The 25,409-nt window shown below is 56.1% G+C and carries 25 protein-coding genes; 9 read left to right on the forward strand and 16 right to left on the reverse strand.

What is annotated here, in order from left to right; all coding sequences use genetic code 11:
- Positions 1-10 precede the first annotated feature (10 nt).
- A complete protein-coding gene (locus LC093_RS03760) occupies positions 11-661 on the reverse strand; it encodes a class I SAM-dependent methyltransferase (RefSeq protein ID WP_226662240.1) in 651 nt (216 codons plus the stop codon).
- Positions 645-1,145, reverse strand: a complete 501-nt coding sequence (locus LC093_RS03765; RefSeq protein WP_226662243.1) for an Hsp20 family protein — start codon at positions 1,143-1,145, stop codon at positions 645-647. Before LC093_RS03765 ends, LC093_RS03760 begins: the two co-directional genes overlap by 17 nt.
- Before the next feature lie 269 nt (positions 1,146-1,414).
- On the opposite strand from LC093_RS03765, the gene thpR reads away from it, so the two are divergent.
- Complete coding sequence (gene thpR, locus LC093_RS03770) at positions 1,415-1,981, forward strand: RNA 2',3'-cyclic phosphodiesterase (protein WP_226662253.1); 567 nt, start codon at positions 1,415-1,417, stop codon at positions 1,979-1,981.
- Between the two features lie 61 nt (positions 1,982-2,042).
- Here the strand turns inward: thpR and LC093_RS03775 are convergent, their stop codons facing one another.
- A complete protein-coding gene (locus LC093_RS03775) occupies positions 2,043-3,062 on the reverse strand; it encodes a hypothetical protein (protein ID WP_226662256.1) in 1,020 nt (339 codons plus the stop codon).
- Between the two features lie 489 nt (positions 3,063-3,551).
- Here LC093_RS03775 and LC093_RS03780 point away from each other — a divergent pair, with 489 nt between their 5' ends.
- Positions 3,552-3,923, forward strand: a complete 372-nt coding sequence (locus LC093_RS03780) for an HPF/RaiA family ribosome-associated protein (RefSeq protein ID WP_226662259.1) — start codon at positions 3,552-3,554, stop codon at positions 3,921-3,923.
- 186 nt (positions 3,924-4,109) lie between these two features.
- Here the strand turns inward: LC093_RS03780 and gorA are convergent, their stop codons facing one another.
- Positions 4,110-5,471, reverse strand: coding sequence for a glutathione-disulfide reductase (gorA, locus tag LC093_RS03785; protein ID WP_226662261.1), 1,362 nt, complete (start codon positions 5,469-5,471; stop codon positions 4,110-4,112).
- A 279-nt stretch (positions 5,472-5,750) separates the two neighbouring features.
- Here gorA and LC093_RS03790 point away from each other — a divergent pair, with 279 nt between their 5' ends.
- Entirely contained in the window at positions 5,751-6,275 is a 525-nt protein-coding gene (locus tag LC093_RS03790; protein WP_226662263.1) for a hypothetical protein, read from the forward strand.
- 60 nt (positions 6,276-6,335) lie between these two features.
- On the opposite strand, the gene LC093_RS03795 is transcribed toward LC093_RS03790, so the two are convergent.
- The 4 genes from LC093_RS03795 to LC093_RS03810 form a co-directional block, all read right to left on the reverse strand.
- Positions 6,336-7,529 (reverse strand): TIGR01620 family protein, encoded by a 1,194-nt coding sequence (locus LC093_RS03795; protein ID WP_226662265.1) that lies wholly within the window; start codon positions 7,527-7,529, stop codon positions 6,336-6,338.
- Positions 7,526-8,953: a YcjX family protein gene (locus tag LC093_RS03800; RefSeq protein WP_226662267.1), complete on the reverse strand. Its 1,428-nt coding sequence runs from the start codon at positions 8,951-8,953 to the stop codon at positions 7,526-7,528. The genes LC093_RS03795 and LC093_RS03800 overlap by 4 nt, the downstream gene beginning before the upstream one ends.
- Positions 8,954-9,229: 276 nt before the next feature.
- Complete coding sequence (locus tag LC093_RS03805) at positions 9,230-10,018, reverse strand: GIN domain-containing protein (RefSeq protein ID WP_226662268.1); 789 nt, start codon at positions 10,016-10,018, stop codon at positions 9,230-9,232.
- 93 nt (positions 10,019-10,111) lie between these two features.
- Positions 10,112-10,528 (reverse strand): HIT family protein, encoded by a 417-nt coding sequence (locus tag LC093_RS03810; protein ID WP_226662270.1) that lies wholly within the window; start codon positions 10,526-10,528, stop codon positions 10,112-10,114.
- A 429-nt stretch (positions 10,529-10,957) separates the two neighbouring features.
- On the opposite strand from LC093_RS03810, the gene LC093_RS03815 reads away from it, so the two are divergent.
- The 4 genes from LC093_RS03815 (at position 10,958) to tcdA (ending at position 13,386) form a co-directional block, all read left to right on the forward strand.
- The gene (locus LC093_RS03815; protein ID WP_226662271.1) at positions 10,958-11,317 is read left to right on the forward strand and encodes a hypothetical protein; all 360 of its coding nucleotides are present in this window, start codon (positions 10,958-10,960) and stop codon (positions 11,315-11,317) included.
- Between the two features lie 275 nt (positions 11,318-11,592).
- Positions 11,593-12,057 carry an FKBP-type peptidyl-prolyl cis-trans isomerase gene (locus LC093_RS03820; RefSeq protein WP_226662274.1) on the forward strand — a complete coding sequence of 155 codons (465 nt, stop codon included), beginning with the start codon at positions 11,593-11,595 and terminating at the stop codon, positions 12,055-12,057.
- Between the two features lie 92 nt (positions 12,058-12,149).
- Positions 12,150-12,596, forward strand: a complete 447-nt coding sequence (locus LC093_RS03825; protein WP_226662277.1) for a thiol-disulfide oxidoreductase DCC family protein — start codon at positions 12,150-12,152, stop codon at positions 12,594-12,596.
- Positions 12,583-13,386 carry a tRNA cyclic N6-threonylcarbamoyladenosine(37) synthase TcdA gene (tcdA, locus tag LC093_RS03830; RefSeq protein WP_226662280.1) on the forward strand — a complete coding sequence of 268 codons (804 nt, stop codon included), beginning with the start codon at positions 12,583-12,585 and terminating at the stop codon, positions 13,384-13,386. The genes LC093_RS03825 and tcdA overlap by 14 nt, the downstream gene beginning before the upstream one ends.
- Before the next feature lie 6 nt (positions 13,387-13,392).
- Here the strand turns inward: tcdA and LC093_RS03835 are convergent, their stop codons facing one another.
- A complete protein-coding gene (locus tag LC093_RS03835) occupies positions 13,393-14,436 on the reverse strand; it encodes an isoaspartyl peptidase/L-asparaginase family protein (RefSeq protein WP_226662283.1) in 1,044 nt (347 codons plus the stop codon).
- Positions 14,437-14,574: 138 nt separating this feature from the next.
- Positions 14,575-15,477: a LysR family transcriptional regulator gene (locus tag LC093_RS03840; protein ID WP_226662286.1), complete on the reverse strand. Its 903-nt coding sequence runs from the start codon at positions 15,475-15,477 to the stop codon at positions 14,575-14,577.
- Between the two features lie 165 nt (positions 15,478-15,642).
- Here LC093_RS03840 and LC093_RS03845 point away from each other — a divergent pair, with 165 nt between their 5' ends.
- Both LC093_RS03845 and LC093_RS03850 read left to right on the forward strand, forming a co-directional pair.
- A complete protein-coding gene (locus tag LC093_RS03845; protein ID WP_226662289.1) occupies positions 15,643-16,863 on the forward strand; it encodes an acyl-CoA dehydrogenase family protein in 1,221 nt (406 codons plus the stop codon).
- A gap of 14 nt (positions 16,864-16,877) precedes the next feature.
- Positions 16,878-17,924, forward strand: a complete 1,047-nt coding sequence (locus LC093_RS03850) for a phosphotransferase (protein WP_226662292.1) — start codon at positions 16,878-16,880, stop codon at positions 17,922-17,924.
- Between the two features lie 166 nt (positions 17,925-18,090).
- Here LC093_RS03850 and LC093_RS03855 read toward each other — a convergent pair whose 3' ends face one another.
- The 6 genes from LC093_RS03855 to LC093_RS03880 form a co-directional block, all read right to left on the reverse strand.
- A complete protein-coding gene (locus LC093_RS03855; RefSeq protein WP_226662295.1) occupies positions 18,091-18,870 on the reverse strand; it encodes an SDR family NAD(P)-dependent oxidoreductase in 780 nt (259 codons plus the stop codon).
- A 36-nt stretch (positions 18,871-18,906) separates the two neighbouring features.
- Complete coding sequence (locus LC093_RS03860; RefSeq protein ID WP_226662297.1) at positions 18,907-19,698, reverse strand: enoyl-CoA hydratase/isomerase family protein; 792 nt, start codon at positions 19,696-19,698, stop codon at positions 18,907-18,909.
- 64 nt (positions 19,699-19,762) lie between these two features.
- A complete protein-coding gene (locus LC093_RS03865; RefSeq protein WP_226662300.1) occupies positions 19,763-20,926 on the reverse strand; it encodes a CaiB/BaiF CoA transferase family protein in 1,164 nt (387 codons plus the stop codon).
- A 237-nt stretch (positions 20,927-21,163) separates the two neighbouring features.
- On the reverse strand, positions 21,164-21,934 hold the full coding sequence (locus LC093_RS03870) for an SDR family NAD(P)-dependent oxidoreductase (protein WP_226662304.1): 771 nt from the start codon (positions 21,932-21,934) through the stop codon (positions 21,164-21,166).
- A 43-nt stretch (positions 21,935-21,977) separates the two neighbouring features.
- Positions 21,978-23,150 (reverse strand): acyl-CoA dehydrogenase family protein, encoded by a 1,173-nt coding sequence (locus tag LC093_RS03875; RefSeq protein WP_226662306.1) that lies wholly within the window; start codon positions 23,148-23,150, stop codon positions 21,978-21,980.
- A 101-nt stretch (positions 23,151-23,251) separates the two neighbouring features.
- Entirely contained in the window at positions 23,252-25,405 is a 2,154-nt protein-coding gene (locus LC093_RS03880) for a 3-hydroxyacyl-CoA dehydrogenase NAD-binding domain-containing protein (protein ID WP_226662308.1), read from the reverse strand.
- Between the last annotated feature and the right edge of the window lie 4 nt (positions 25,406-25,409).

The following is a 25,409-nucleotide window of genomic DNA, read 5'->3' on the forward strand; positions in this document are numbered from 1 at the left end:
AGTTCGCAAGTTACGGCTTGCGCAGAAAAATCACGTCGGGCGCCACAAACTCCACCTCGGCACCCAGGGCATCAGCCAACCAATGGAACGTCGGCTCGCTGAAAAAGATGATGTGGGTTGGATCGCGGATATAGTGCCAATTAGCGAAACGTTCGTGGGAAATCACCATCTTGGTCATTAACGCGAGCAATCCACCCGGTTTAATCAGACTCCAGAGTCGCTCCAATTCCACCCACGGCTGGCTGAGATGCTCGACCACTTCCGTACTGACTACAAAGTCATACTGGCGCTCCAGCACATTGTGATCGTTGAAGTAAAAATGATCATATATGGAGACGCTATGACCAGCATCAGAAAGCATTTGTGCCAGTAGTGGAGCCGGGCCGCACCCGAAGTCCAATCCTACCGAACGCGGAGGTAGTGCACCTAATAGCGGCGCGGCGCATCGATTCAAAAACTGGCGATACCCAGCATCTGATTCACTGTTTTCGTGCAGGTCGTAATAGGATTTTTCTTCGTCTGCAGAAAGCCAGAAATGCGAAGGCACAAAAACCAGTGCGCAATTTGCGCACTGGTTGTAGCTTCGGAACTTGTCCTGATGATAGGGCTGCGCCACACCGTGGCACAGCGGACAACTTAAATTATCAGGCTGCCCTTTCACTCTCGGAGCCCTGCAATTCAGATTGAGCACTATTGCCTTTTTCTGCGTGCAGCAGCTTGCCGTTTGAAATCTCGATTTTACGCGGCTTCATTGCTTCCGGGATTTCCCGCACCAGGTCTATATGGAGCAACCCATTAACCAGTTGCGCGTCCGTTACTCGCACATGATCCGCGAGTTGGAAACGACGTTCGAAATTTCGAGCGGCAATACCCCGGTGTAAAAAATTACGGCTGGACTCATTGTTTCCCGGCTTTTGCCCGCTGACGGTCAGGCGATTTTGTTCGAGCTGGATATCCAGCTCAGCCTCATCAAACCCGGCCACGGCCATAGAAATTCTGTACGCATCCTCACCCGTCAACTCAATATTGTAAGGGGGGTATGCCGGCTGATTTTGTTCAGTACTGGCCATAGAGTCCAGCAGATTCGCAAGGCGATCATAGCCGATCGCGGAACGGTAAAGGGGGGAAAGGTCTAAACTACGCATAATCATATCCTCAATTCAGAGCAATATTCCAAGCCCGTCAATGACCGGGCGGTTGATACCCCGGAACAAAAGCTTTCAGCCCGGGGGAGTTTGGAAGAGCAGCTCTATCGAGCCTGCCCCTCACATGAATAGAGATATGGGCCAACTTAGAGGTTTCAACCCCAAAAATTTTTTCGCGTTTCAAGTGTCGGGCCTGAGCAGCGCTTCAAGTACCATATAGGGCAAACTCCAACGCCTTCCTCACCCCACCAAATAAACTGGAATTTCCAATGACGGAAAACGGGACTAACGCCACACCCAGGCTGTTTATCGGCGTAGACCCCGATGCTGCCACGCAGCGATTCCTGGACGCTACGGCGACAGAGTGCCGCCACCAGGCATTACCCCGGGATACACGCTGGATCAGCCACAGTAATCGTCACCTTACCCTGGCGTTTCTCGGCGAAACTCCCGCCGACCGGATAGAGCGCATTGAAACACGCCTGCTCGAGATCTCCCTGAAAACCCGGGAAATCTGGGCCCAGGCCGTCAGCACACACCCCTTCCCGAAAACCCGGTCCAAGCTGCTGGCAACCGAGCTTCTGCCCTCACCGGAACTGGATCAACTGCATCAGAGATGCCGGCAACTTATGATTGATATCGGCATCCGACCCGAAAGCACTCGCTACAGACCGCACTTCACCCTGGCCAGGTCGCGCCAGGGCTTTGCCAGGGTCCCACCTCTCCCCACACACAACCTTTGCCTACTGAACAACCTGACCCTGTATCACAGCCTGCTGGCGCCCGGTGGAAGCCAGTACTCTCAACTGGCCAGATTCCCATTCAGCAGTAGTTGAAACAAAAAAAGCCCGCAGCAGCGGGCTTTTTTTATCGGTTCAAGCAGCTCTAACGAGACACTTAATCCAGGCGAGAGAGTACATACTCCGGATACATCACCAAACGTGGACGGGACAGGCGTCGAGCATCGAGCACAAACACATAGCGGACGCCGTTATCATCCGAGGGAATTGTACGGCGGAATTTCCAGCTATTGATTTTGTACGTCTGGCGACCAGCCTCCACCGGCGCTAGCAGGCGGTACTGATTGTGCCCCAGGAATTCAAATTCCAAAGACTCACCATTTGACATCCGAAGTGACAGGTTGCGGAACGTCTGCTTTCCTTTTTCGCCCTGTTCGGTATCCGCGAGCAATTGCTCCAACCGCGCCTGCTCACCCTGGACGTACTCCAACAGGTCCGCATCGATCTCGCGCTCTTCTTGTGCATCGGGCGCTTTGGCGGGCTCTGCTGGCACCGGCGCCAGAGAGGCTACCGTAGGCGCCGGAATTTCCGGCTCACTCATCACCGGCTTCGCAGCAGGCTTCAACTGAGCCTTGGCCACCGCCGCTTTCCGCTGCTCCTCGGCCTGCACCAACATGGACTTCACCATGCCATCCACGCGCGCTGTCTGAGAGGACTGGCGCGCTTTCGCATCCGCGACGGCTGCCTGGGACTTATTAAGGCGAGCCTGCAATTCTTCATAGTTGGTCTGAATAAATTCAACCCGCCGACTGCGGCTATCTACGCCACGCTCCGCCATGGAGAACGCATGCTTGGCCTTGTGCAAGGCACGCTCAGAATCCGCACCGGGAGACGCCTGATGCTCGCGCTCAGCCGCTTTCAGCTCGCGCAGACTCTCTTGATAGTTTTTGCGCGCGTCCGCCAGGGATTTTTCAGCCCGCTCAAGCTTATAGTCATACCCCAGTATCTCGTTTTCGACCTCCTCCAGCTCCACCTGCCGGTTTTCCAGAGTCTGCTCAATTCGGGCAAGCTTGTTCTGCTCCACCGTCAGCGACGAGGCCGACTGCGCAACAGCACCTACACTCACTACCCCCAACAAGCCCGCAAATAGCAGCGAGCAACCACGGTTTACCGCCATAGCCAAAAGTCCGTTAATTGATTTTTTACTTCAAGATCTGAGGATGTCACACGCCTGAATCACACCAGCCTGCAATACTGGCCCGGCGTATATCCGCACAATGTACCTCAGACACCCATACGCAGCAATGACCATGCCAAGCAGATCAGGACACAATTGGTGACCGGAGCACCTTTTTTGTCCTGAATGCCACTGAGGTTTAGTACCCCTGGAGCAATAGCATATTTTTGTGACATTTAATCGCACGGGGTGCTTGATTTTTTTTGTAGGAATCGCATTATGGGTTACAGGGAGATATTTCGAACCTCGTTGGAATTCCAGACCAGGCGCAAAACACCCAAAGCTGAGATCGGATCAGCACTTCAAATCTGCGACCTCTGGCAACCTGATTCCCAACGAAGCGAAACTCCCTAAGGGCGCCCTACCTTTTACCTAGCAAACCGCACTTTGCGGCCTGCATGGACTCTTTATAACCGGAGGTATGTGCCCATGAAATCTGCGCCTTACGATAACATTGTGTTCCGCGACTTAGACAAATCTGCCGCCCTGGCAGACACCGTGTCCAGAAAGCTACACAAGTTGGAACGTTATTGTGGCGATATCATACGAAGCCGTGTGGTTCTAGAAGCCCCCCACAATCACAAGCACAAAGGCAAACAGTACCGCGCCTCTGTTGAGCTTGCCCTGAGCGGCAACCCGGTCACCATTACCAATGAAAGCGACTCCATTCATCGTGCAGTAAACGCTGCGTTCAGTTCTGCCGAGCGCTGCCTGAAGGAGCGTGGAGACAAACGTAAAAGCAGACGTACCCAGCTACCTGAAATGGACGAAGTCGCCGAAGAGGTGGAGATTGAGGAGTAGCTCGGCACATTCCGACCAAAAACCAACCCGTAACTGATATCCGTACCGCCCGATGACGGGCGGTACGGAACCAAAAAGGCGACTCACTATCAGCGAGTCGCCTTTTTTATTGCAGGGCTTTGCTGCTTCCTGCACTGGTTCAAAATTTAACCCGCGGATACAGGTTCCGCTGTCTCCGTCACACTCCTACGTCGAAACCGGCGTACGCATGGTCACAAATTCTTCGGCCGCTGTAGGGTGAATACCTATGGTCTGATCAAACACGCTTTTGGTAGCGCCAGCCTTCATGGCCACAGCGATGCCCTGAATAATTTCGCCCGCATCGGCCCCGACCATATGCACCCCGACTACCTTATCCGTCGACTTGTCAACGACCAGCTTCATCAGGGTGCGCTCATCCCTGCCACTCACGGTATGCCGCATGGCCCGGAAATCAGACTTGTACACCTCCACACTGATACCCGCCTGCCGAGCCTCTTCCTCGGTCAGGCCGACCGTACCGATATTCGGCTGACAGAACACCGCCGTGGGAATGTTGTTGTAGTCGATCTCCGCGGTCTTGCCGGTCTTCCAGTGTTTCACCAGTGCCATCGCCTCTGCGAGCGCCACCGGGGTCAACTCTGGCCCACCGGTAACATCGCCCAGGGCATAAATTGAGGTAACGCTACTGCGGAAATTGTCGTCAACGCCGATAGTGCCATCCTTGTGCAGAACAACGCCAAGCTTCTCCAATCCCAATCCCCTGGTATTCGGCTTGCGCCCGGTGGCGAACAGCACTGCATCGACCACCAATGTATCGCCGCTGTCATCGCGAACCAGAAGGCTGCCATCAGCCTGCTTGTCGATGGCTGTTACGTTGTGATTGAACCGCAACTGAACCCGTTTCTTCGTCATTTCATCGCGGGTAAAGGTCCTTACATCCTTATCAAAACCGCGCAGGAACAGGTCGCGCCGATAGGACAAATAGGTCTCCGCACCGAGGCCGGCGAAAATGCCCGCGAATTCCACGGCAATATAGCCACCGCCCACTACAAGAATCCGCTGCGGGAACGCCTCCAGCGAGAAAACTTCATTGGAGGTAATGGCCAACTCGCTGCCAGGAAATTCGGGCACGACGGGCCATCCACCGGTCGCCACCAGAATTCGCTCTGCAGTGTAGATATCCTCGCCAACACGAACCTCATGACGACCGGCCAGAATCGCACGGCCATTAATCACCGTCACACCGCTATTACCCAGCAGGTTGCGGTAAATACCATTGAGACGGGCGACCTCTTTCGCTGTGTTATCTCGGAGTATTGCCCAGTCAAAGCTCGCCGCCTTCCCGGCATCCCAGCCATAGGCACCAGCGTCTTCAAATGACTCGCTGTAGCCACTCCCATACACAAACAGCTTTTTCGGAACGCAACCGACATTTACGCATGTACCTCCCATGTAGCGGTCTTCCGCCACAGCCACCCGCATGCCGTTTGCCGCTGCCATTCTGGAAGCGCGCACGCCGCCGGAGCCCGCTCCGATGACAAACAGGTCAAAATCGTACTCAGACAAAATACTCTCCTAATATCTGAAGTTAGTCTCAGCTCAAGCCAACCAACGGGCAAAGCCCAACCGGCTATCTTCTCAGGCCGCGCTCATGTGGCGACACAAGTTGCCCATCATTTCCACCGAAGTAAACCGGAAATAAGTGTGCATTAGCTCAGTAATTGGCACTTAAGTGACAATCGCCCCCTAAAAGCGATTGACAATAGAATTCTGTTTCGTTATTCATGTGATGCTTATCACAAATAAAAGCCTGATAGAGAAAAAAACAACAGCAGGGCACTGAAAATGAAATCGTCTAGTAACACAACAGCGCACCCCCTCTCCCGCTTGATCAGTAACGCTTTGCTCACGGTCGGCCTGCTCCTTGTGAGCAGCCTCTCGCTGGCGAAAGCACACCCGTCCTACCTCAACACCAGCTACTGCGACAGCGTAGTTGAGCAATTTGTGGACTCTGGCATGCGGAGCCTGGGCAAATATGTCAATGAGAACTTCAAACCCGAATACAAAGGCGGGATCCGCAACACCATTAACTTCCTGCAGCAGCGCTCAGCCTGGCTGAAAGAATGCAATGACTACTTGTTAGATACCGGCGAGAGCCACATCTTCTATAGCGAAGAAAGCACACAGGGTATCTTTGCCGCAATCGATGGCCTGGCCAAAGAACTGCAACTGGTTCGAGAGGGCGTTGAATACCCAGATGAAACTGGAGCCAACAACCCCCGCCCCTTTGTCAAAAGTCGCTTCGATACCCTGGCCCAGTTGATTGATCAGCATCACACAAGAATGCTGATGAAGAAGCAGTTCCAGTAAGCAGAGACTCGTTTCTGAGCGACCGCCAGACCGGGGCAATGACCCGGTCTGGTCCTTTCTCTACTCTCGCTCCACCCCAAATTTTTCCGCATTTTCTCTGGTCACCACGGGCGCCCGCTCCCCACGCCCCAGCAGCCGTTCTTTGAGGCTGGTCGCAATGCGCTTGGTAAGTGCACCAAGCTTTGGACGCTGCTTCTCAGAAAATGGAATGGGCCGGCAACTATGCACCGCAGCCAGCCCGATACGCGCCATAAACAGGCTCGCGCCCATGCCCTGCCCCAGACGTGCGGACACCGAGCTCAACATGCTATCTCCCACCAGCTCCGGCCACAGCTCGCTCACCGCGTATTCGCTGGCGCCACTATAGGCAACCAGCGCCAGGACTTTCTTGAACAGGCGCCAGCGCACCACCACCGATGGGCGCACACCATATATCTGCGCCACATCATCGATCATCCGCATCGACTGCCGGAGGGAAACCAGTACATCGAGAGTCGTAAACGGGCTCAAACCTACCAGAGCGCCGGTGGTAGAGGCGTGACGAACGATTCTACGCAATGCTTCCTGATCCAGGGCTTCGAAAAAATTAATTTCCAGATGCCGGAGCAGTTCGCTGTTGTCATAGTAGTCCGGCATTTCACTTTGAACTCGAGCGAGCAACGCCCCTTGCGGCTTGCCGTCGAACAGCTCGCGAAGCTGATCGTTGAGAGGTTCGACCGCATCCGTGGACCGACTGTCACGCACTTCAGCGGCGAGCTCCTGAGTCTTCTGCAGCTTTCGCAGCGGCCGACCAGCGCGAAAGTATTCCCACACTGCGCTGGCCATAGTCAGCGTCAGCGCACCGATAATAACCGCCGACAGCAGACCCAAAATCCAGTGCATATCGGCAGCCCAGTAAAAAAACTGCCGCAGTTCCCAGAACACAGCGCCGAAAACCAACAGTAATGCGGCTACTAATGCCGGCTTCCACAAACGCAACCGGAAGGCTGGCAACCTCAGTTCAGAAAACGAGATTTTGTCTGGCAGAGACTCCCCGGTGGTAATTGATCGGGGGAGCTGATCATCTTCATCTGTCAGCGCCTCCACACGGGTCTCTGCACGAGCGCGGCGCGCTTCCGTTTCCAGCTCCGATTCAAGGTTCTCAATCCGTGTCTGGCGGCGTTCAACCGGTTTTCTCCGCTTTTCCTCGCCATTACCAATAGTGGAATCGGCGGCGGTATTTACGTCGCGATGAGACTTGTCTGGCTCACTCACACCTTGTCTCCAAGCAATAGATTTAACAGTGCATCCATACGTATATGAGGGATATATCCTTCCCGCCCAATGCCCATTGGTGGGCGCAGCTGCGGCGGCAAGCCACCGGCGTAGTGCTGCCAGTCGCGCTCATCCGGCGAGTGCGGCAGGATCTCCGCATTTTCAAAGCCAAGGCGACGCCCCTCCATATCGTGACCAACCAGTATCCGGCGACCTTCGCGCTGGCTCTCGTTGGAACAGCGCACAGCGGCGATCGCCTCGCAAAATAGCGGGAGACCCCGGTGGCGCGCCCCAGAAAACGCCTGCTGCAGCTGCTGCCCCAGCAGCTGGCGTAAAGCATCGTGGTCAGCGGCCAGCACCTGATCCACTTTGGTCGCAGCAAATACCAGCCGATCGATTTGAGGCTTCCACAGTTTTCGCAGTACACCAGTATTGCCATAGCGGAACGTATCCGCGATATGCCGAAACGCCAACCGCATATCATCGAGTGAAGACTCGCCCGCAAATAACGTACTGATCAGGTCCACCAAGACCAGTTGACGGTCCAGGTGACGGAAATGACTCTCCACAAAGGGCGCAACCTGCTCTTCAACATACGCCTGATACCGCCCGGCAAGCGCCTTGTACACACTATCTTCCGGCAGCGCTTCAAGTGTCTCTTTTCCAAGGTGGCCCAAGCCCGGCAGTGGCAGCACGCCATATTCCGTTTCCTCCAGCAGCGCACGCCCGGGTTGCAGGTAGCTCAATTTGTGTACGCTTCGGCAATCCCGCAAAAACTGCCTGTAGTCTTGCCACAAGCTATCCAGCACGCGGGGATCCGCGGTATCCGTCGGCTTTAGCGAGTGCAGGCGACGAATCAAATCGGGCGCCAGGCTGGCCCGAAGCTCCCCCTCAAGCAAACTGCCCTGATGGCGACACCACTCGTCGTAGGACAGGTTCAGCAGTGGCAGGTCCATTAACCATTCGCCAGGGTAATCCCGCAGCTCAAGTATCAGGGTTCGACGGAAGTCCCTGCCGAGTCGGCGCCCCTGTAGATGGATATGCAGTTCCATCGCAGACAGGTCACGGGTGGATTCAGGCCAACGCGGAGGCGTTCCGTTGAGCGCTTCCAGGCATTTTTCATATTCGAAAGTCGGCAAACCCGTATCGAGTGCCGGGCGCAGCTCTGCGCCAAGCAGACGTCCATTGAGCGCGGGGCCAAAGCCAGGGAGCTGCGCCCGGTCAGGATGGCTCAGCTGGTAAATGAGACTGGTTAACAGCGTGGATTTACCGGCGCCACTGAGCCCGGTAATACCGATACAGATACGCCTATCCAGTAAACGCTCTGCCGCCCAATGAGACTTGTCCGCCGCCTCGCGACGCAAACGTCTCCAGCCGGAACGAATTTTTCGGAGCCGTCCCTGCCCACTCTTATCACTGCTCATTATCCTTGCTCTCAACTTCTGTTAGCCATCTCTCCAGTTGCGCGAGCGGCAGCCAACGACCAACAGCGAACGTGGAGGATTCAAGATGACTGTGACTGACTGTTCCCGACAAGTCTAGCCCCCATGCAGCCACGAACACTTCCCGGACGCCGGCAATAAAAAAGCGCGAGCCCCAGGGCGTCGCGCTTTGCGGAATGATGGACGAATTCAGCGCAGCTGGGTTACACCAACAACGGCAACCCCGAGCCATCGCATTATCATATTGTCACCTGTCGCTCACTCCACCAGAGCGATATCTCCAGATCCCATCACAGAGAAAGAGTCGTGCGCTGGGCGCCGTAAAACAATGTCACCTGAGCCCATCACGGCACCGCCGGCATTTTGCGCACTCAGGGTACGCCCGACGAAATCTCCCGATCCCATGATGGTGATATCAACATCCGCGACCTTACCGCCGATCATCATGTCACCGGACCCTTTGATCTGAGCAGCCAGCTCCTCACCAACGAAGTTCTCGATTCGCAGGTCGCCAGATCCGGTAATCCCGGCTGCTCCGCGCACGGCCAGCACCGTACCGATCAGCAAATCACCGGAGCCTGTAACCGCGGTATTGAGCTCTTCGGCTGCCACCCGATCTATACGGATAACCCCGGAACCAGTGACACCGAGATCCAGTCGCTCACTCTCCAGCGCATCCGCATCCGCTTCACCGGACCCGGTAACGTGCAGGGCGGAAATCTCGGGCAAGGTGACCTGAAACTTCACTTCCGGCTCCGAGCTAACGGTAACCACGCCAAAGAGAAACTTTTTCTCACTCTCTACGAACAGTTTCAGCGTGTCTCCTTCAATTTCCGCGCGGGCATAAGCCATTGCATCCTCAGGGCCAGTGGCACGCACTGAGAAGTGATCGCCCTGAATGACTTTCAAGTCGGAGCTGCCTTTCAGGGAGATGGCGGTGAACCCCTCCAGCGGAAAGCTTTTGGTCGATCGATCGGCGTGAGCCACGCCGGCTACCAACATAATCAATACTGCACACACAGCGGAGAATCGGGATTTGGTGAACATTCTGCGGTTCCTTTAGTGTCGTCTACCGGTAGGATGAGGCGAGAGTGCCATTTAGATGCACCTACCCCAAAGATAATTTTCCGGGAGCGACCTTTATTCGCCGCTGGCGTAACCGAGGTCAACGAGAGCCTGGCGCAGACGTGCAGCTTCTGCGGCGAGTTCCTCGGCTTGCGCCGGCTTTTGCAGGGCGAAGTCCAGATCAGTGATCTCGTTCGCCGGGATAAGGTGGTAGTGGGTATGCGGCACTTCAAGACCCGCCACCATGACCCCCACGCGCTTTGGCTGGTAAACCCGCTTTTGCGCCTTCGCCACCTTACGGGCCACCTCCATCAGGTGGGCAGAGACGTCGGCCGGCACATCATCCCAATGATCGATTTCTTCTACCGGAATCACCAGGCAGTGACCGGTTTTTACCGGCGCAATAGTCATAATCGCGACCGCGACGTCATCGCGCCACACAAAATGACCAGGTAGTTCTCCATTGATAATCTTGGTAAAAATACTCGCCATGTATTGCCTCGGAAGTGCCAGGTTTGCATAAAAATACGCCGGTCATGCTTTAAGACCGAGCATTGATTACCAGCTAGTCTAACAGTGGCCAATCAGTCAGCGGAAGCATTCACTGCCAGGGGTTGCGCCCTAATGCACAACACGCGAATACCCGTGGAAGCCCGTGACAATTTTATGGTCAATCATTGGCACTATCCGGGGCTTCCCTTAATCTTGCCGCCCATGTGACGAGACAGGCAAACGGGCTGCCTGCAGCCAACATTGCGAGTGCACACTTTTGGGGCAGAAACGCTTCAAACCTGGCCCTCGAAATGCATATCAAAATCTATAAATTCAGGTATCGGTGACTTCCTCAGTCGCCATGCCAACCCGTTAAGCCGCATAAAAGATACGAAACATACAAAAATATACATGTCTCAGGGGGACATTATGCAGAGCCTATTGGATGAGATGGGAGGACACCAGTTTGTTCGCCGCACCGTAAACGAGTTTTACCAGGCGATCGGCAAATACCTTGCCCCATCTGACAGCAGTGATCATGACAAGCAAAGCAGCCGCCAGGCCCAGTTTCTTAGCCACGCACTGTCGGCCCAGCCGGAACCGGTGTATAGCGCCCGCGCCAGCTTTCTGGCCCGGGGGTTGAACCCCGCACTGTTTGAAGCGCTGCTGGAGTACCTGCAAGCGCGCATGGAAGAGCTGGGCTATTGCCCCGATCTCAGCAGTAAACTCCTACGCACAGCAGGCGAACTGTACGAGAACTGCGACGAGCCCCTCTCCCTGGCCTGCTGAGCACGCCCGGATACCAGGGATACGGGGCTGACGCGGCAAAAGCCCCTGTCCTGGCCGGTATAGCTGACCGACGGTTTATGGGGCAAATGCCCCTTCCCGCCTCTGCCAACCACCCTTCATCACTGCATGAGATCGGGACCGCGCACGACCTCTCGGTTGCGAGCAGCAAACCCCACCCCTACAATGGCCGCTCACACAGCCTTATACCCCCGTTTGCCTTCCTGTCTGTAAGCGGTAAGCGCTACCAAACACTCTCAAGAAACAAGAGACTGCTAATGAAAATTGCCAACCACAGTGTTGTGGAGATCAACTACACCCTGAAAGATGCCGAAGGTACCGTAATCGATTCCTCCGAAGGCGGACAACCGCTGAAGTACCTGCAGGGCGTGGGCAACATCATCCCCGGCCTGGAAAAGGAAATGCTGGACAAGAGCGCTGGTGACAAGTTCTCCGTGGTAATCGCCCCGGAAGAGGCCTACGGCCCGCAGAACCCGGAGCTGATTCAGACCCTGCCGAGCAGCGCTTTTGGCGGCGTAGAAAAACTGGAAGTGGGCATGGCGTTCCGCGCACAGAGCACCGAAGGTCATCCGATTGAAGTCGAAATCATCGACGTTGATGGCGACCAGGTAACCATCAACGGCAACCACCCGCTGGCGGGTGTAGAGCTGCACTTCGAGGTAGAAGTGGTTTCCGTGCGCGAAGCGACCCCGGAAGAGATCGATCACGGTCACGTCCACTAAAGGACACCGCGGAGCAGCTAACACTGCTCCGCGAGCCCAATCAAGTAGTGCCTAACTTCTCACCGGATTGCCCGCGCCCTGCGGCAGCCAACATGATTCCCGATCACCTCATTCTCTTCGACAGCCAGTGCAACCTCTGTAACAGCTGGAGCCGTTTCATTTTACGGCATGACAAATTTCACCAGTTTACCTTGTGCCGGGTCCAGTCCCCTGCCGGGCAGTTTTTACTGCGTCTTTTGGATCAGCCTCTGGACAATTACCAGAGCATGATTTATCTAGTGCGCGGCACGTATGGGCCAGCACCGCGCTTTCGCAGCGAAGCAGCACTCGATGTTATCGGGCAGTTGCCGGCCCCCTGGTGCTGGTTGAGAATATTCAGGCTTGTGCCCACCTCGCTACGAGACAGGCTTTACGACCTGGTGGCGCAAAACCGCTACCGCCTGTTCGGCCGGCCACCCGCCTGCCGCATACCCAACGCCCATGAACAACAATGGTTTCTGGAAGAGATAACGGATCTGCAACCCCATGAGTTTGAGTGATACCTACCTGCAACGATTTGGCGGCATCGGCCGACTGTATGGCACCGCGGCGCTGGAGAAACTGGCGGGCGCACATATGGTGGTGATCGGTATCGGCGGTGTTGGCAGCTGGACCGCCGAGGCCCTTGCCCGCAGTGGGGTCGGTCACCTGACCCTGATTGACCTGGACGATATCTGCATAACCAATACCAACCGCCAGATCCACGCCCTCAGTAACACCGTCGGTGAAATCAAAGTGGCTGAAATGGCCAACCGGTTACTCCAGATCAACCCGGAAATTCGCGTCACCACACACGAAGACTTTATCGCCGCTGATAACTTCGCCACGCTGCTGGATCCAGAGAAGGAAGCCATTGATATCGTCGTAGATGCTATCGACAACGCGCGGGTAAAAGCGGCGCTTATCGCCTACTGCAAGGCGCGCAAGCTGCGCGTGATTACTGTGGGCTCTGCCGGCGGCAAGAAAAACCCCGCAGAAATCACCACCGCAGACCTCGGACGTACCCATAATGATCCGATGCTGGCCAAAGTGCGCCAGCACCTGTATCGCTTCCACAACTTCCAGAAATCCAGCAAACGGCAGTTTGGTGTCGACGCCATTTTTTCTGGCGAGCCGATGGTGTATCCGCAACCGGATGGCCAGGTATGCCAGCAGAAAAGTGCCATGCAGAATGGGGTAAAACTGGACTGCAGCGGCGGCTACGGTGCCGCCACCATGGTGACCGGCACCTTCGGCTTTGTTGCCGCCACCAAGGCCATCGAGCGCCTGCTCAAACAGGGGCGACAGTAAGCGCGATCAGTTATCGCCAAAAATCGCCACGCTCAGGGGTGTACTGGAGGTACGGCTACCACGGTACATCCCTTTGGTATTGAACGTCAGCGCAATATTGCCTTTCGTATCCAGTACGATGACGCCACCGGTACCGCCCACCGGCAACAACACATCATCGATCACCTCGGATGCCGCTTCACCAACCGATTTGCCCTGATACTGCACGCGCGCGCAGATATCTGCCGCAACGTTATAGCGGATAAAGTACTCACCATGCCCGGTTGCGGAAACCGCACAGGAGCGGTTGTCGGCAAAGGTGCCGGCACCGATCACCGGTGAATCACCGATGCGGCCAAAGCGCTTGGCGGTCATGCCGCCGGTGGAGGTGCCCGCGGCGAGATTGCCCTGTTTGTCCAGTGCCACAGCACCAACCGTACCCATTCTGAAGGGCACCGGAAGCGCCTCTACCGCAGCCCGATAATCCTTTTCCTGCTGGTTTTCACGATCCAGTTTTTCCCTGGCCTTTTTCAATTGCTCTCGTCGTTGTTCCGTATCGAAGTGCTTGTTGTCGACGAACGGCACACCGCGGCTCTCGGCGAAGGACTCCGCACCAGCACCAGACAGCATCACAAAGGGAGAATCTTCCATCACCATTCGCGCCAGATTGATTGGGTTCGCGATACGTTTGACCCCCGCAACCGCACCGGCCTGGCGGTTGCGGCCATCCATGATGGAGGCGTCCAGTTCATGGGTACCATCATAGGTAAACACCGCGCCCTTCCCGGCATTGAACAGCGGCGAATCCTCCAGAATATTGATTGCCGTCACCACTGCATCCAGGCTTGCCCCACCTTTTTCCAGAACGGCATATCCCGCATTGATAGCCTCTTCAAGTTTGGCCCGGTATGCGCGCTCTTTTTCCGGTGTCATACGGGACTTTTCGATCGTGCCCGCGCCGCCGTGGATAGCGATGGCAAATTTGGCATCGCCGGTCTGATCTGCCAACAGTGGTGAAGAAGCCACCAGTAGTGACACGGTCAAAATATTGCACAGTTTCTTAAACGCCATCGAATACACCCTTATATTTATGAATTCTTATTGCGATCCAAAGTATGCTATTGGCTATCCAATGGCAACGCACGCAATTCTCACCGGACTTATCAGCATCGGCCCGGCCAGCTTTCGGTAGCTGCAGCAAAACTTGAATTAGCCCTGTAGCACAACCTGCGCCACCGATTCCAGCATGCTCCGCATCCACACATTGGCCGGATCACTTTCCGCATTCTTGTGCCAGTACAAATTCCAGCGCAACGGCTCAACTTCCAGCGGAAGTTCGGATACGACCAGTGGCAGGGATTCAGCCAGTACACCGGGAACCGTCCACAACAGTTCCGTGCCCGCAGTAATTTGCGCAGCGACCAGATAATTCTGCACCCGCATGGCAATGTTGCGGCGAAGGCCTTGTCCATGCAACGCCATGTCTACATGCCCTCGACCTTTGCGGCGGCTGGAAACATGCAGGTGTTCTGCCGATAGATAGCGTTCCATTGAGACGGACTCCCCCGCAAACTCATGGCCGTCGCGCATCGCGATCACATACGGCAACTCCCCCAATGGCAAGACCCCCAGCTCGCGCGCATTGACCGCCGGAGCATCCAGCAACAGATCAATGCTGCCCGCCTTGAGATCAGCCGTGGCCACCTCGCGCTCCACGTAGTAGCTGGTAATACCCACGCCCGGTGCCACCTGGCGTACCGCCTCGTGTAATCGTGGAAGCAGCAGTGACTCGGCAAGATCGTTCATGCCAAGGCGGAACACCCGCTCGGAGCGGGCAGGTTCAAAGCGCGCATTTACGCCCACGCTGCGCCCCAAGAGCCCCAATGCCTCACGCACATCGGCAACCACACTCTCGGCCACGGGCGTTGGGCTCATGCCTTCGCGGGTTTTAACAAACAACTGGTCGTCAAACGTCTGCCGCAACCGGCCCAACGCATTACTCACGGCCGGTTGGGTCAGGCTCAACAACTGTGCCACCTTGGTGACGCTGCGCTCGCGGTAGAGCGCATCGAAAACCACAAACAGGTTCAAGTCGACTTTATCCAGGCGCATGCTTCCCTCCAACCGCCGGGATAGCAACGCCACCCCGAGCCATCATTTTTATTTATGCAAAGTGATCACCCGAATAAATTAGGCTGATCATGTCCGTTTTTTTATATTTCTACCCAGACCCTGTCAACGCATTTCATTGTCTCAGCGGCAATACGGGAGAATCCCATGTTCGCATTCAGCGATTTATCCATGACCTTACAGGCCCGGCTCGCGGACTTTTTCCAACAACATATCTACCCCAACGAGCACCATTACCGCGCGCAACTGGATCATGCGGAAAATCGCTTTGCACCGTTGCCGCTGATGGATGAACTTAAACAGCATGCGCGAGCAGCCGGCCTGTGGAACCTGTTCATTCCCAAGTCGCACCCGGAGTACAGTGAATTCGGTGGCCTGAGCAATCTCGACTATGCACCTTTGGCCGAGCAGATGGGGCGCGTCATCTGGTCACCGGAAGTGTTCAACTGCAACGCACCAGACACCGGCAATATGGAAGTGCTGATGAAGTACGCCACCGACGCCCAGCGGAACCAGTGGCTGACCCCGTTGTTAAATGGCGAAATACGCTCGTCCTACGCGATGACCGAACCCCAGGTGGCCTCCTCGGATGCCACCAATATCGAGCTGCAGATTCGGCGCGAAGGCGACGAATGGGTTTTGAATGGCCGCAAGTGGTTCATCACCGGCGCCATGTACGAGCGCACGAAAATACTGATCGTGATGGGCAAGTCAGATCCGCACAATCGCGACCGCCACAAGCAACAGACCCAGGTGCTTGTACCCAAAAACTCTCCCGGTATCACGCTGGTCCGGCCGCTCACCACACTCGGCTATGACGATGCCCCTATCGGTCACGCGGAAATCCGTTTCGACAATGTGCGGGTACCGCTGGAAAACGTGCTGCTCGGGGAAGGACGCGGTTTCGAGATTGCCCAGGGGCGCCTGGGCCCGGGCCGCATCCACCACTGCATGCGCCTCATCGGGGCCGCGCAGCGCGCACTGGAAGAGACCTGTGAGCGGGTCGAGTCACGCTCGACGTTCGGCCGTAAGCTGAGCCAGCATCAATCGGTGCGCGAAGATATCGCACGCAGCTTTGCCGAGATCCAGATGGCGCGCTTACTGGTACTCGACACCTGTCGCAAGATGGATGAAGTAGGCGCTCGTGATGCGCGTGACATGATTGCTGCAAGCAAAATCAGTGTTCCGAAAATGGTGCAGAAAATCCTCGACCGCTGCATGCAGATGCACGGTGCCGGAGGGCTTACGGAAGACTATTTCATGGCAGAAGCATTCAACTATGCGCGCTGGTGCCGCCAGGCAGATGGCCCGGACCAGGTACACGAGATGGCCCTGGGCAAGCAGATCATCGGTCAGTACACGGGTTAATACGGGGAGTATCCATGAGCCATACGGAAAAGCGAGATTTTCACTTCGACGAACAAAAACTGGCGAATTACCTGGAGCACAATGTACCCGGCTTTAAGGGACCCTTGCACGCAGACAAGTTTGCTGGCGGCCAGTCAAACCCTACCTTCCGGATCCACGCTGCCAGCGGCCAATACGTATTGCGACGCAAACCGCCGGGCCAACTGCTGAAGTCTGCGCATGCCGTGGACCGGGAATTCCGGGTTATCTCCGCCCTCGCCAGCAGTGAAGTACCGGTCGCTGACGTGTACCACCTGTGCGAAGACGAATCCATCATCGGCAGTATTTTCTATCTGATGGAATACGTCGAAGGCCGCATTTTCTGGGATCCCGCGCTGCCACAATTGCCGGAGCCCGAACGCGGGGCGATTTACCGGGAAATGAACCGGGTACTCAGCGCCCTGCACTCGGTCGATATTGCCGCAGCCGGACTCTCGGATTTCGGCCGCCCGGGCAACTTCTACCAGCGCCAGATCAGCCGCTGGAGCCACCAGTACCGCGCGTCCCAGACGGAGCAGCTGCAAGATATGGATTTCCTGATGGACTGGCTACAGGAGAACCTGCCTGAGGATGACGGCAAGCTCTCCCTGGTGCATGGGGACTTCCGTCTCGACAATATGATCTTCCACCCCACAAAGCCGAAAGTACTGGCGGTGGTGGACTGGGAGCTCTCCACCCTGGGCCATCCGCTATTCGACCTCGCCTACCAGTGCATGCAGCTGCGCATGCCCCACGATGGCGCCCTCGCCGGGCTAGGGGGTATAAACCGTGCGAAAGCCGGCCTGCCCTCAGAGCAGACCTATGTGCGATGGTATTGCGAACGCATGCAACTGGATGGCATCCCGCACTGGAACTTTTACCTGAGCTTCTGCTTTTTCCGCTTCGCCGCTATTTTGCAGGGCGTGAAAAAGCGTGCACTGGATGGCAATGCCTCCAGCGAAAAAGCACAGCAAATGGGAGAGCTGGTGCGGCCGTTAGCCAGGATGGGAGTGGAGCCGACGAAAGAATCTATGACGGCATAATACTATTTGGGTCGCCGGTCATCCCCGCGCAGGCGGGGATCCAGTGCCACCAAGCTCTGGATTCCCGCCTGCGCGGGAATGACAAGGAAATAGAAACGCAGTCTGTTCATTCCGCGAAGGTGTCGATACCGGCTAAAGCCTTGCAAGACCTGCAAAGAACCACAAACTACACCGGATTCAGCAGAGATCCACCATCCACCGGCAGGTCAATCCCGTTCACAAAGCTCCCCGCATCACTGGCCAGCAGCAGCAACGGCCCGGCGAGCTCCCGGTATTCACCAAGGCGCTGGGGCACCAGCCGGCGGATATATTCCTGACCGCGCTCGGTGGCAAACTCACCGGCATTGATATCTGAAGCAAAGTAACCGGGACACAGGGTGTTCACCCTGACCCCATAGCGGCCGAGCTCCAGCGCCATATTCCGGCTGAGTTGCGCCAGCGCCACTTTGGACACGTTGTAGTCCGTCTTCATGATGCCGGTGCATAAGCTGTAGATGGAGCCGGTATTGATAATGCAGCCACCCTGCTGCGCACGCATCCGGGTCGCTGCAGCGCGGGCCACGCGCCACGCGCCGCGTAGATTCACATCCAGCAGCTGCCCCCACACCGACTCCTCCTGATCCACAAAGCGGCCGGGGCGGGTACTGATGCCGGCATTATTGACCAGGATATCCAGCCGCCCACCCAGTTCATCCACGGCCCTGAACGCAGCTTCCACACTGTCGGGATCCGTTACATCCATCGCCAGTACATCCGCAGTGCCCCCGGCGTTAACAATTTTCTCCGCCAGGATCTCCAGTTTGTCCGTGCGGCGCGCCGCTACAATTACCCGGGCGCCCGCCTGCGCCAGCACTTCGGCAAAGTAGGCACCAAGGCCGCTGGAAGCACCAGAAACCAATGCCGTTTTCCCCTCCAGGGAAAACAATTCAGTCAAATAGTTGGACATGGCTGCTCCTTTCTTTTTATATCCAGCGCTATGACATCAGCAGCCTTCAAACACCGGCTTGCGCTTTTCGAAAAAAGACGCAGCGCCTTCTCGAAAATCGCGGCTGCGAAACATCTGGTTCTGGATTTCCGCTTCCAGCGCCATCACCGATTCGAGATCATAAGACTGTGCTTCACGGAAAATCTGCTTTGAATATTGCAATGTCAGTGGCGCTGCCGCGCACAGGCGCGCGGCTAGATTTTTCGTTTCTTCTATCAGGCGGTCTGCCGGCACCACGCGATTGACAAGACCCAGCTCGACACAGCGGCTACTTTCGAGCTTTTGCGACAGCGCAACCATTTCATAGGCACGTTTGCTTCCCAACTGCTCGAGCAGCATTTTGTGAAAGCCGCCGTCGGGAATCAGGCTGATCTGCCCAAAGGCGGAATACAGGAAGGCATCCTCAGTCATCAGCAACAAGTCACAGCACATCGCCAGGGATGCACCGACGCCCGCTGCGGCGCCGTTAATCGCACCGATAAATGGCTTCGGAGAATTGCGGATCGCCAAAATCAGCGGATGGTATTCCTCGTGCAGGATGCGGGTAACAAAGCCGTTTTCTGCAGCGCCGGGCAAACGCTCGGTCAGATCGGCACCGGCACAGAAACCGGCCCCTGCCCCGGTAATAATCGCCGCACGCACGCCGTCATCCGCACTGGCCTTTTCAACCGCCTGGCGCAATTCGAGACGCAACCTCTGATTCAGGGAGTTACGAGCCTGCGGGCGATTCAGCGTTATCATTGCTACGCCGTCTTCCACCTGATACAGCACTGTTTCGAATAGGTCCATCACACGCTCCTCTCATAAAACCGCTATAAACTATTTTTGATTTTGATTTTGCCCGACGAACGTATCAAACAGACTCCGCTGCCGTGGAGGTCTCCGCTACGCCCTGCTCTTGTAAGGATTGCAGTTCGGCTTCCGAGTATCCCAGTCCCATCAACACGGCACGGGTATCGGCGCCCTGCTGGCGACGTCCATGCAGAACCGCGGAGGGGGTGCGACTGAAACGCGGCGCCGGTGCTGGTTGCAGATAACCGTCAATCGGCAGATAACTGTCCCGGCCGGCATTGTGCGGATGCTGCGGTGCCTCGTCCGCCGAGAGAACCGGCGAAACGCAGGCATCGCTGTTTTCCAGCAGCACGCTCCATTCGTCACGGGTTTTCTGCCGGAAGCATTCCGCGAGTTCGGCCTTCAACGCAGGCCACTGGCTGCGGTCGGCCTGAGCCGCTGTATTGAATCGGGATGGGTCCAATCCGGCCCGCTCGGCAAACAACGCAAAGAAATGCGGTTCTATGGCACCCAGCGCAATATACTTGCCGTCTTTGGTTTCGTAGGTATCGTAAAAATAGGCGGCGCCATCGAGCAGGTTATTTTCACGTTGTGAAAGGTCCCACAGCCCGGCCGCGCTAAAGCTGTGACACATCCACATCAGGTTTGCCACCCCGTCGACCATGGCCGTATCCACAACCTGACCTTTACCGGACGTTTTACTCTCCAGCAATGCCGCCAACACGCCCATCACCAGGAACATGGTGCCGCCACCAAAGTCGCCAACCAGGTTCAGCGGCACAACTGGCCTTTCCCCTTTCCTGCCAATAGCATGCAGCGCGCCGGTGAGCGCAATGTAGTTGATATCGTGCCCGGCATTATAGGCCAGCGGGCCATCCTGCCCCCAGCCGGTCATACGGCCGTAAACCAGCTTCGGGTTAACCTGCTGGCATTCGTCCGGGCCAATACCCAGTTTTTCCATGACCCCGGGTCTGAAACCTTCGATCACTACATCGGCACTGGCCACAAGCTTCATGAAGGCCTCGCGCCCGCTTTCACTTTTCAGATCGAGCACCACCGATTTTTTGCCGCGCCGGCTCATATCTTTGCTGTACATGGGATCCGGCTTTACGCTGCGGTCGATACAGATAACCTCCGCACCCATATCCGCAAACAGCATTCCCGCCATGGGACAGGGCCCCATGCCCACCAGCTCAATGACGCGGTATCCGCTCAAGACACCCATAACCGTCTCCAATATTAGTTCGACTGAAACATCGCCTGCCTATGCCAATTGACAAAACTGAACTTGCCGCGAAGGTGCCGATACCGGGTATAGCTTTGTGAGACCGTCTGCGGCCAGGACGGCCGCAGCCGAGCCCCCATGGATGGGTTCACGGCGTGTCTCACAAAGCTATACCCGGTAGCGGTACCGCCACATAGTTTCAGCGCTGTATAAACGCGAGCTCCAAAATAGTGAAATTCAGCGAGGCTGCATGCGAATACCCGCATCCATCCGGATACACTCGCCGTTGATGTAATCGTTCTCAACGATATGTGCCGATAGCGCCGCAATTTCGCTGGTCTTGCCCAGGCGTTGCGGAAATACCGTGGAGGCCTCAAGGGATTTGTAATAAGACTCTTCCACGGTTTCAAACAGCGGCGTGTGAATCAAGCCCGGGACAATGGTATTCACCCGTATGCCATAACTCGCCAGCTCCCGCGCCATGGGCAGGGTCATGCCGACCACTGCGCCCTTGGTGGCACTGTAGGCGACTTGACCCACCTGCCCTTCATAGGCCGCAACGGAGGCGGTATTGATAATCACACCACGCACGCCATCGTCGTTCACCGGCTCATTCACCGCCATACGCTCCGCAGCGAGGCGTGCCACATTAAAGGTCCCCACCTGATTGACCATCACCACCTTCATATACACATCCAAAGGGTGTGGGCCGTTCTTGCCATAGGTTTTACAGGCCGAACCGATACCGGCGTAGTTATTGAGAATATGCAGCGCACCAAACGCCTCGATCACCTGGGTAATCGCGCCTGCGACCGATTCCTCGTCGGCCACATTGACCTTGCAGAAGATCGCGCGTTCACCCAACGCCTCGGCAAGAGCGAGGCCATTTTTTTCATCCAGGTCGAAAATGGCCACATTGGCGCCGTCGGCAATATATCGCTCGACCGTGGCGCGACCGAGTCCGGAGGCGCCGCCAGTGACAATGGCTGTTTTCCCTTTGATATCCATCGCTAATTTTCCTCGAAATTATTCTCGTTTCAGGATTGTTCGATTACATCCGGTCGACAAATGGATCCACACCATCACCCAGGCAATCGCGGCTGATCAGCAGCTTCATGACTTCGGAAGTACCGGCATAGATACGGGTAATCCGCGCGTCGGTGTACATGCGGGAGATGGGGTATTCATCCATATACCCGGACCCACCGTGTAACTGAACACCCTCATCCACCACCCGGCACAACAGTTCACTGGTGACCAGTTTCGCCTTGGCCGCATCGATGGCCGTGAGCGCGCCTGCATTGACCGCGGCCACGCACTGGTCGATATACACCTGCTGCATATCCAGATCCGCACGCAGTTCCGCAAGTTTGAATTGGGTATTCTGGAAATCTGCCAGGGTCTTGCCGAACATCTTGCGTTCACGTACGAAGTCGACAGTCAGGTCAAAGGCTTTCTGGGCCGCCGCGATAAACTCAGTTGCCGCGATAAGACGCTCTTCCGCAAGGGCTTCCATCAGGTAGGAAAAGCCCTTGCCAGGATCACCGAGTACGTTTTCCTTTGGAATCCGCACATTGGTAAAAAATAACTCGGCAGTGTCCTGGGCTTTTTTGCCCATTTTCTTCAGATTGCGGCCGCGCTCGAACCCTTCCATTCCCCGTTCCACCAGAAACAGACCAATCTGGCGCGGGTTATTTTGTGGATCCGTTTTGGCGGCGACGATAATGAGGTCGGCGTTGATGCCGTTGGAGATGAAGGTCTTGCTGCCGTTCAGCAGGAAATGGTCACCCTGGTCGATCGCCGTGGCACGCATGCCAGCAAGGTCACTGCCCGCATCCGGTTCGGTCATGGCAATGGCCAGGATGGTGTCGCCAGTGACACAGGAGGGCAAAAAACGCTGCTGCTGCTCTGGCGAGCCAAATCGCTTCAGGTATGGGCCAACAAGACGGCTGTGCAACGTCGCATACCAGTCTCCGGTCAAGGCATACTGGTTTTCCTCGATGATGATCTGCTCAAAGCGGAAATCGTCATCACCGAGACCACCAAAGGCCTCGTCTGGCCACACCATGAGGAAACCCATTTCACCGGCACGACGGAATGCCTGCCGGTCGACAATGCCCGCATCCCGCCACTCCTCCATATACGGCACTATCTGCTCGTGCAGGAATTTTCGGTAGGCATCGCGGAACATCACCTGTTCTTCGGTGAAGTTTCTCTTCAACATACGCTCATCACTCGGCGGTAATTATTATTGTTAGAGGATCAGACATTTTAAAGGGACAGACCGCTCAGGCGATCTGCCCCAATCCGGAGGCTGAATCGCAATCAGCGGAAAGTGTTTCCTTCCGCAAGTGTTTCTGCAACGATCGATGGCGGCAGGAAACGGTCACCGTAACGGCTCGCCAGTTCACTAGCACGCTCGATGAACTTATCCAGTCCGTAGCTGTTCACAAACTGGATAAAGCCGCCGGTCCATGGAGGCGCACCGATACCCAGCAGAGATCCGACGTTGCCATCGGCCACGCTGCGCAGCACCCCCTCCTGAAGGCATTTGAGGCTCTCGATGACCTGGCGGAACAACAGGCGGTCCCTGATATCGTCGTGGTCTATTTCCGCATCAGCACTGAAATACAGCTCGTAGAGTTTCGGCCAGACTTTTTTACTGCCGTCCTCGGCGTATTCATAGTAGCCGCCACCATGGTAACGACCACCGCGCCCGAACTCATTGATCAGGCGCTCGCAGACCTCGATATTGCAACTGTTGTCACCTTTGCTGCCGAGCACGCCCATTTCGCGGTGGGTTTCCGCCGCTTTGCGGGTCAATTCCTGGCTCACTTCATCCTGAATCGTCAACGGACCGACAGGCATACCCACCTGCTTGCCCATTGCATCGATTACCACCGGGTCCAGTCCCTCAACCAGCAAACGTGCACCTTCGTCGAGATAGGTACTGAATACACGTGAGGTAAAGAACCCCAGGGAATCGTTGACCACGATCGGTGTCTTGCGAATCTGTTGCGCGTAGTCAAAGGCTTTCGCCAGGGTTTCATCGCTGGTCTGCGCACCGCAGATGATCTCGATCAGCGGCATTTTGTCTACCGGTGAAAAGAAATGAATCCCGATGAAGTTTTGCGGCTTCTGGCTCACCTCTGCCAGCTGCGAAATCGGCAGGGTAGAAGTGTTTGAGCCGAACACACCGCCCTCTGCGAGGTACGGCTCCGCCTCCTGGGTTACTTTCGCTTTGAGTTCAATATTCTCGAATACGGCCTCTACGATCAGGTCACAACCCTGCAGGTCCGCGTACTGGTCCGTCGCTTTGATCAAGCCCAGCAACTGCTCTTTATCGGCTTCGGAGGCCCTGCCCCGCGCAATCTGCTTGTCCAGAAGCTTGGCTGAATAAGCTTTACCTTTTTCCGCAGCTTCAACGCTGATATCTTTCAGTACAACTTCAATCCCGGCCCGTGCACTGGAGTAGGCAATGCCCTGCCCCATCATTCCCGCACCGAGGATACCGACCTTTTTCACCGTAGACTTGGCTATATCTTTTGGCCGACTTGCGCCGCTTTTAACACTGTTCATCTGGAAAAAACCGGTGGAAATCAGGTTTTTCGCCTGTGGTGTCGTGATCAGGTATGCCAGGGCACGGGATTCGTAACGCAGTGCGGTGTCAAAATCCACGGTTATCGCCTGTGCGGCGACATCAAGAATTTTTTCCGGTGCTGGCAGCAAACCTCGGGTTTTCTGGTACAACATGGCGGGTGCCGCAGAAAGAATCCCAGTGACCTTGGGGTTCCAGATGTCGCCACCGGGGACACGGTGTCCTTTCTTGTCCCATGGCTGCATCCCCGCATCCGCGTTGGCCTGTATCCACTGTTTCGCGGCGGTGACCAGGTCCTGGGTAACCTCGACCACATCATCGATCAGTCCGGCAGCCTGCGCCTCCGGCGCTTTCATATGCTTGCCTTCGAGTAAAATGGGCAGCGCTTTTTCAAGTCCCAGCATATGAATGGAACGCACCACACCACCACCGCCGGGTAACAGGCCAAGCGTCACTTCCGGCAGGCCGATGGAAACCTTGGGCGAGTTCCAGGCAATACGGTGATTACAGGCCAGACAGATTTCCAGGCCACCACCGAGGGCTGCGCCGTTGATCGCCGCCACCACCGGCACCGGCAGTTTTTCCAGCCGGCGCAGGGGTTGCTTTACCCCCAGCTCAATCATGTCGAACTGTTCCGGCTCTTCGCCCTTCGGTACCGCCAGCATCGCCTTGAGGTCGCCGCCGGCAAAAAACGTGCTTTTCGCCGAGGCGATCACCACCCCGGCCAGTCCACTCTCACCCTCAAGCCGATTGAGGGTTTCCGCCATCGCCGCGCGGTATTCTTCGTTCATGGCATTGACCGGACCATCCATATCCATGGTGACCGTCACTATGCCGTCGCTATCTTTTTCGTAAATAAATCCGTGGAATTTCTCAGCCATTGCT

It is taken from the genome of Microbulbifer aggregans, assembly GCF_020524005.1.
Classification (GTDB): Bacteria; Pseudomonadota; Gammaproteobacteria; order Pseudomonadales; family Cellvibrionaceae; genus Microbulbifer; species Microbulbifer aggregans_A.

Bases quoted from the DNA above. Each gene is read 5' to 3' on its own strand.
- LC093_RS03765 (WP_226662243.1), bottom strand. From the start codon at position 1,145: ATGCGTAGTTTAGACCTTTCCCCCCTTTACCGTTCCGCGATCGGCTAT.
- thpR (WP_226662253.1), top strand. From the start codon at position 1,415: ATGACGGAAAACGGGACTAACGCCACACCCAGGCTGTTTATCGGCGTA.
- LC093_RS03775 (WP_226662256.1), bottom strand. From the start codon at position 3,062: ATGGCGGTAAACCGTGGTTGCTCGCTGCTATTTGCGGGCTTGTTGGGG.
- LC093_RS03780 (WP_226662259.1), top strand. From the start codon at position 3,552: ATGAAATCTGCGCCTTACGATAACATTGTGTTCCGCGACTTAGACAAA.
- LC093_RS03790 (WP_226662263.1), top strand. From the start codon at position 5,751: ATGAAATCGTCTAGTAACACAACAGCGCACCCCCTCTCCCGCTTGATC.
- LC093_RS03800 (WP_226662267.1), bottom strand. From the start codon at position 8,953: ATGAGCAGTGATAAGAGTGGGCAGGGACGGCTCCGAAAAATTCGTTCC.
- LC093_RS03805 (WP_226662268.1), bottom strand. From the start codon at position 10,018: ATGTTCACCAAATCCCGATTCTCCGCTGTGTGTGCAGTATTGATTATG.
- LC093_RS03810 (WP_226662270.1), bottom strand. From the start codon at position 10,528: ATGGCGAGTATTTTTACCAAGATTATCAATGGAGAACTACCTGGTCAT.
- LC093_RS03815 (WP_226662271.1), top strand. From the start codon at position 10,958: ATGCAGAGCCTATTGGATGAGATGGGAGGACACCAGTTTGTTCGCCGC.
- LC093_RS03820 (WP_226662274.1), top strand. From the start codon at position 11,593: ATGAAAATTGCCAACCACAGTGTTGTGGAGATCAACTACACCCTGAAA.
- LC093_RS03825 (WP_226662277.1), top strand. From the start codon at position 12,150: ATGATTCCCGATCACCTCATTCTCTTCGACAGCCAGTGCAACCTCTGT.
- tcdA (WP_226662280.1), top strand. From the start codon at position 12,583: ATGAGTTTGAGTGATACCTACCTGCAACGATTTGGCGGCATCGGCCGA.
- LC093_RS03835 (WP_226662283.1), bottom strand. From the start codon at position 14,436: ATGGCGTTTAAGAAACTGTGCAATATTTTGACCGTGTCACTACTGGTG.
- LC093_RS03840 (WP_226662286.1), bottom strand. From the start codon at position 15,477: ATGCGCCTGGATAAAGTCGACTTGAACCTGTTTGTGGTTTTCGATGCG.
- LC093_RS03845 (WP_226662289.1), top strand. From the start codon at position 15,643: ATGTTCGCATTCAGCGATTTATCCATGACCTTACAGGCCCGGCTCGCG.
- LC093_RS03850 (WP_226662292.1), top strand. From the start codon at position 16,878: ATGAGCCATACGGAAAAGCGAGATTTTCACTTCGACGAACAAAAACTG.
- LC093_RS03855 (WP_226662295.1), bottom strand. From the start codon at position 18,870: ATGTCCAACTATTTGACTGAATTGTTTTCCCTGGAGGGGAAAACGGCA.
- LC093_RS03860 (WP_226662297.1), bottom strand. From the start codon at position 19,698: ATGGACCTATTCGAAACAGTGCTGTATCAGGTGGAAGACGGCGTAGCA.
- LC093_RS03865 (WP_226662300.1), bottom strand. From the start codon at position 20,926: ATGGGTGTCTTGAGCGGATACCGCGTCATTGAGCTGGTGGGCATGGGG.
- LC093_RS03870 (WP_226662304.1), bottom strand. From the start codon at position 21,934: ATGGATATCAAAGGGAAAACAGCCATTGTCACTGGCGGCGCCTCCGGA.
- LC093_RS03875 (WP_226662306.1), bottom strand. From the start codon at position 23,150: ATGTTGAAGAGAAACTTCACCGAAGAACAGGTGATGTTCCGCGATGCC.
- LC093_RS03880 (WP_226662308.1), bottom strand. From the start codon at position 25,405: ATGGCTGAGAAATTCCACGGATTTATTTACGAAAAAGATAGCGACGGC.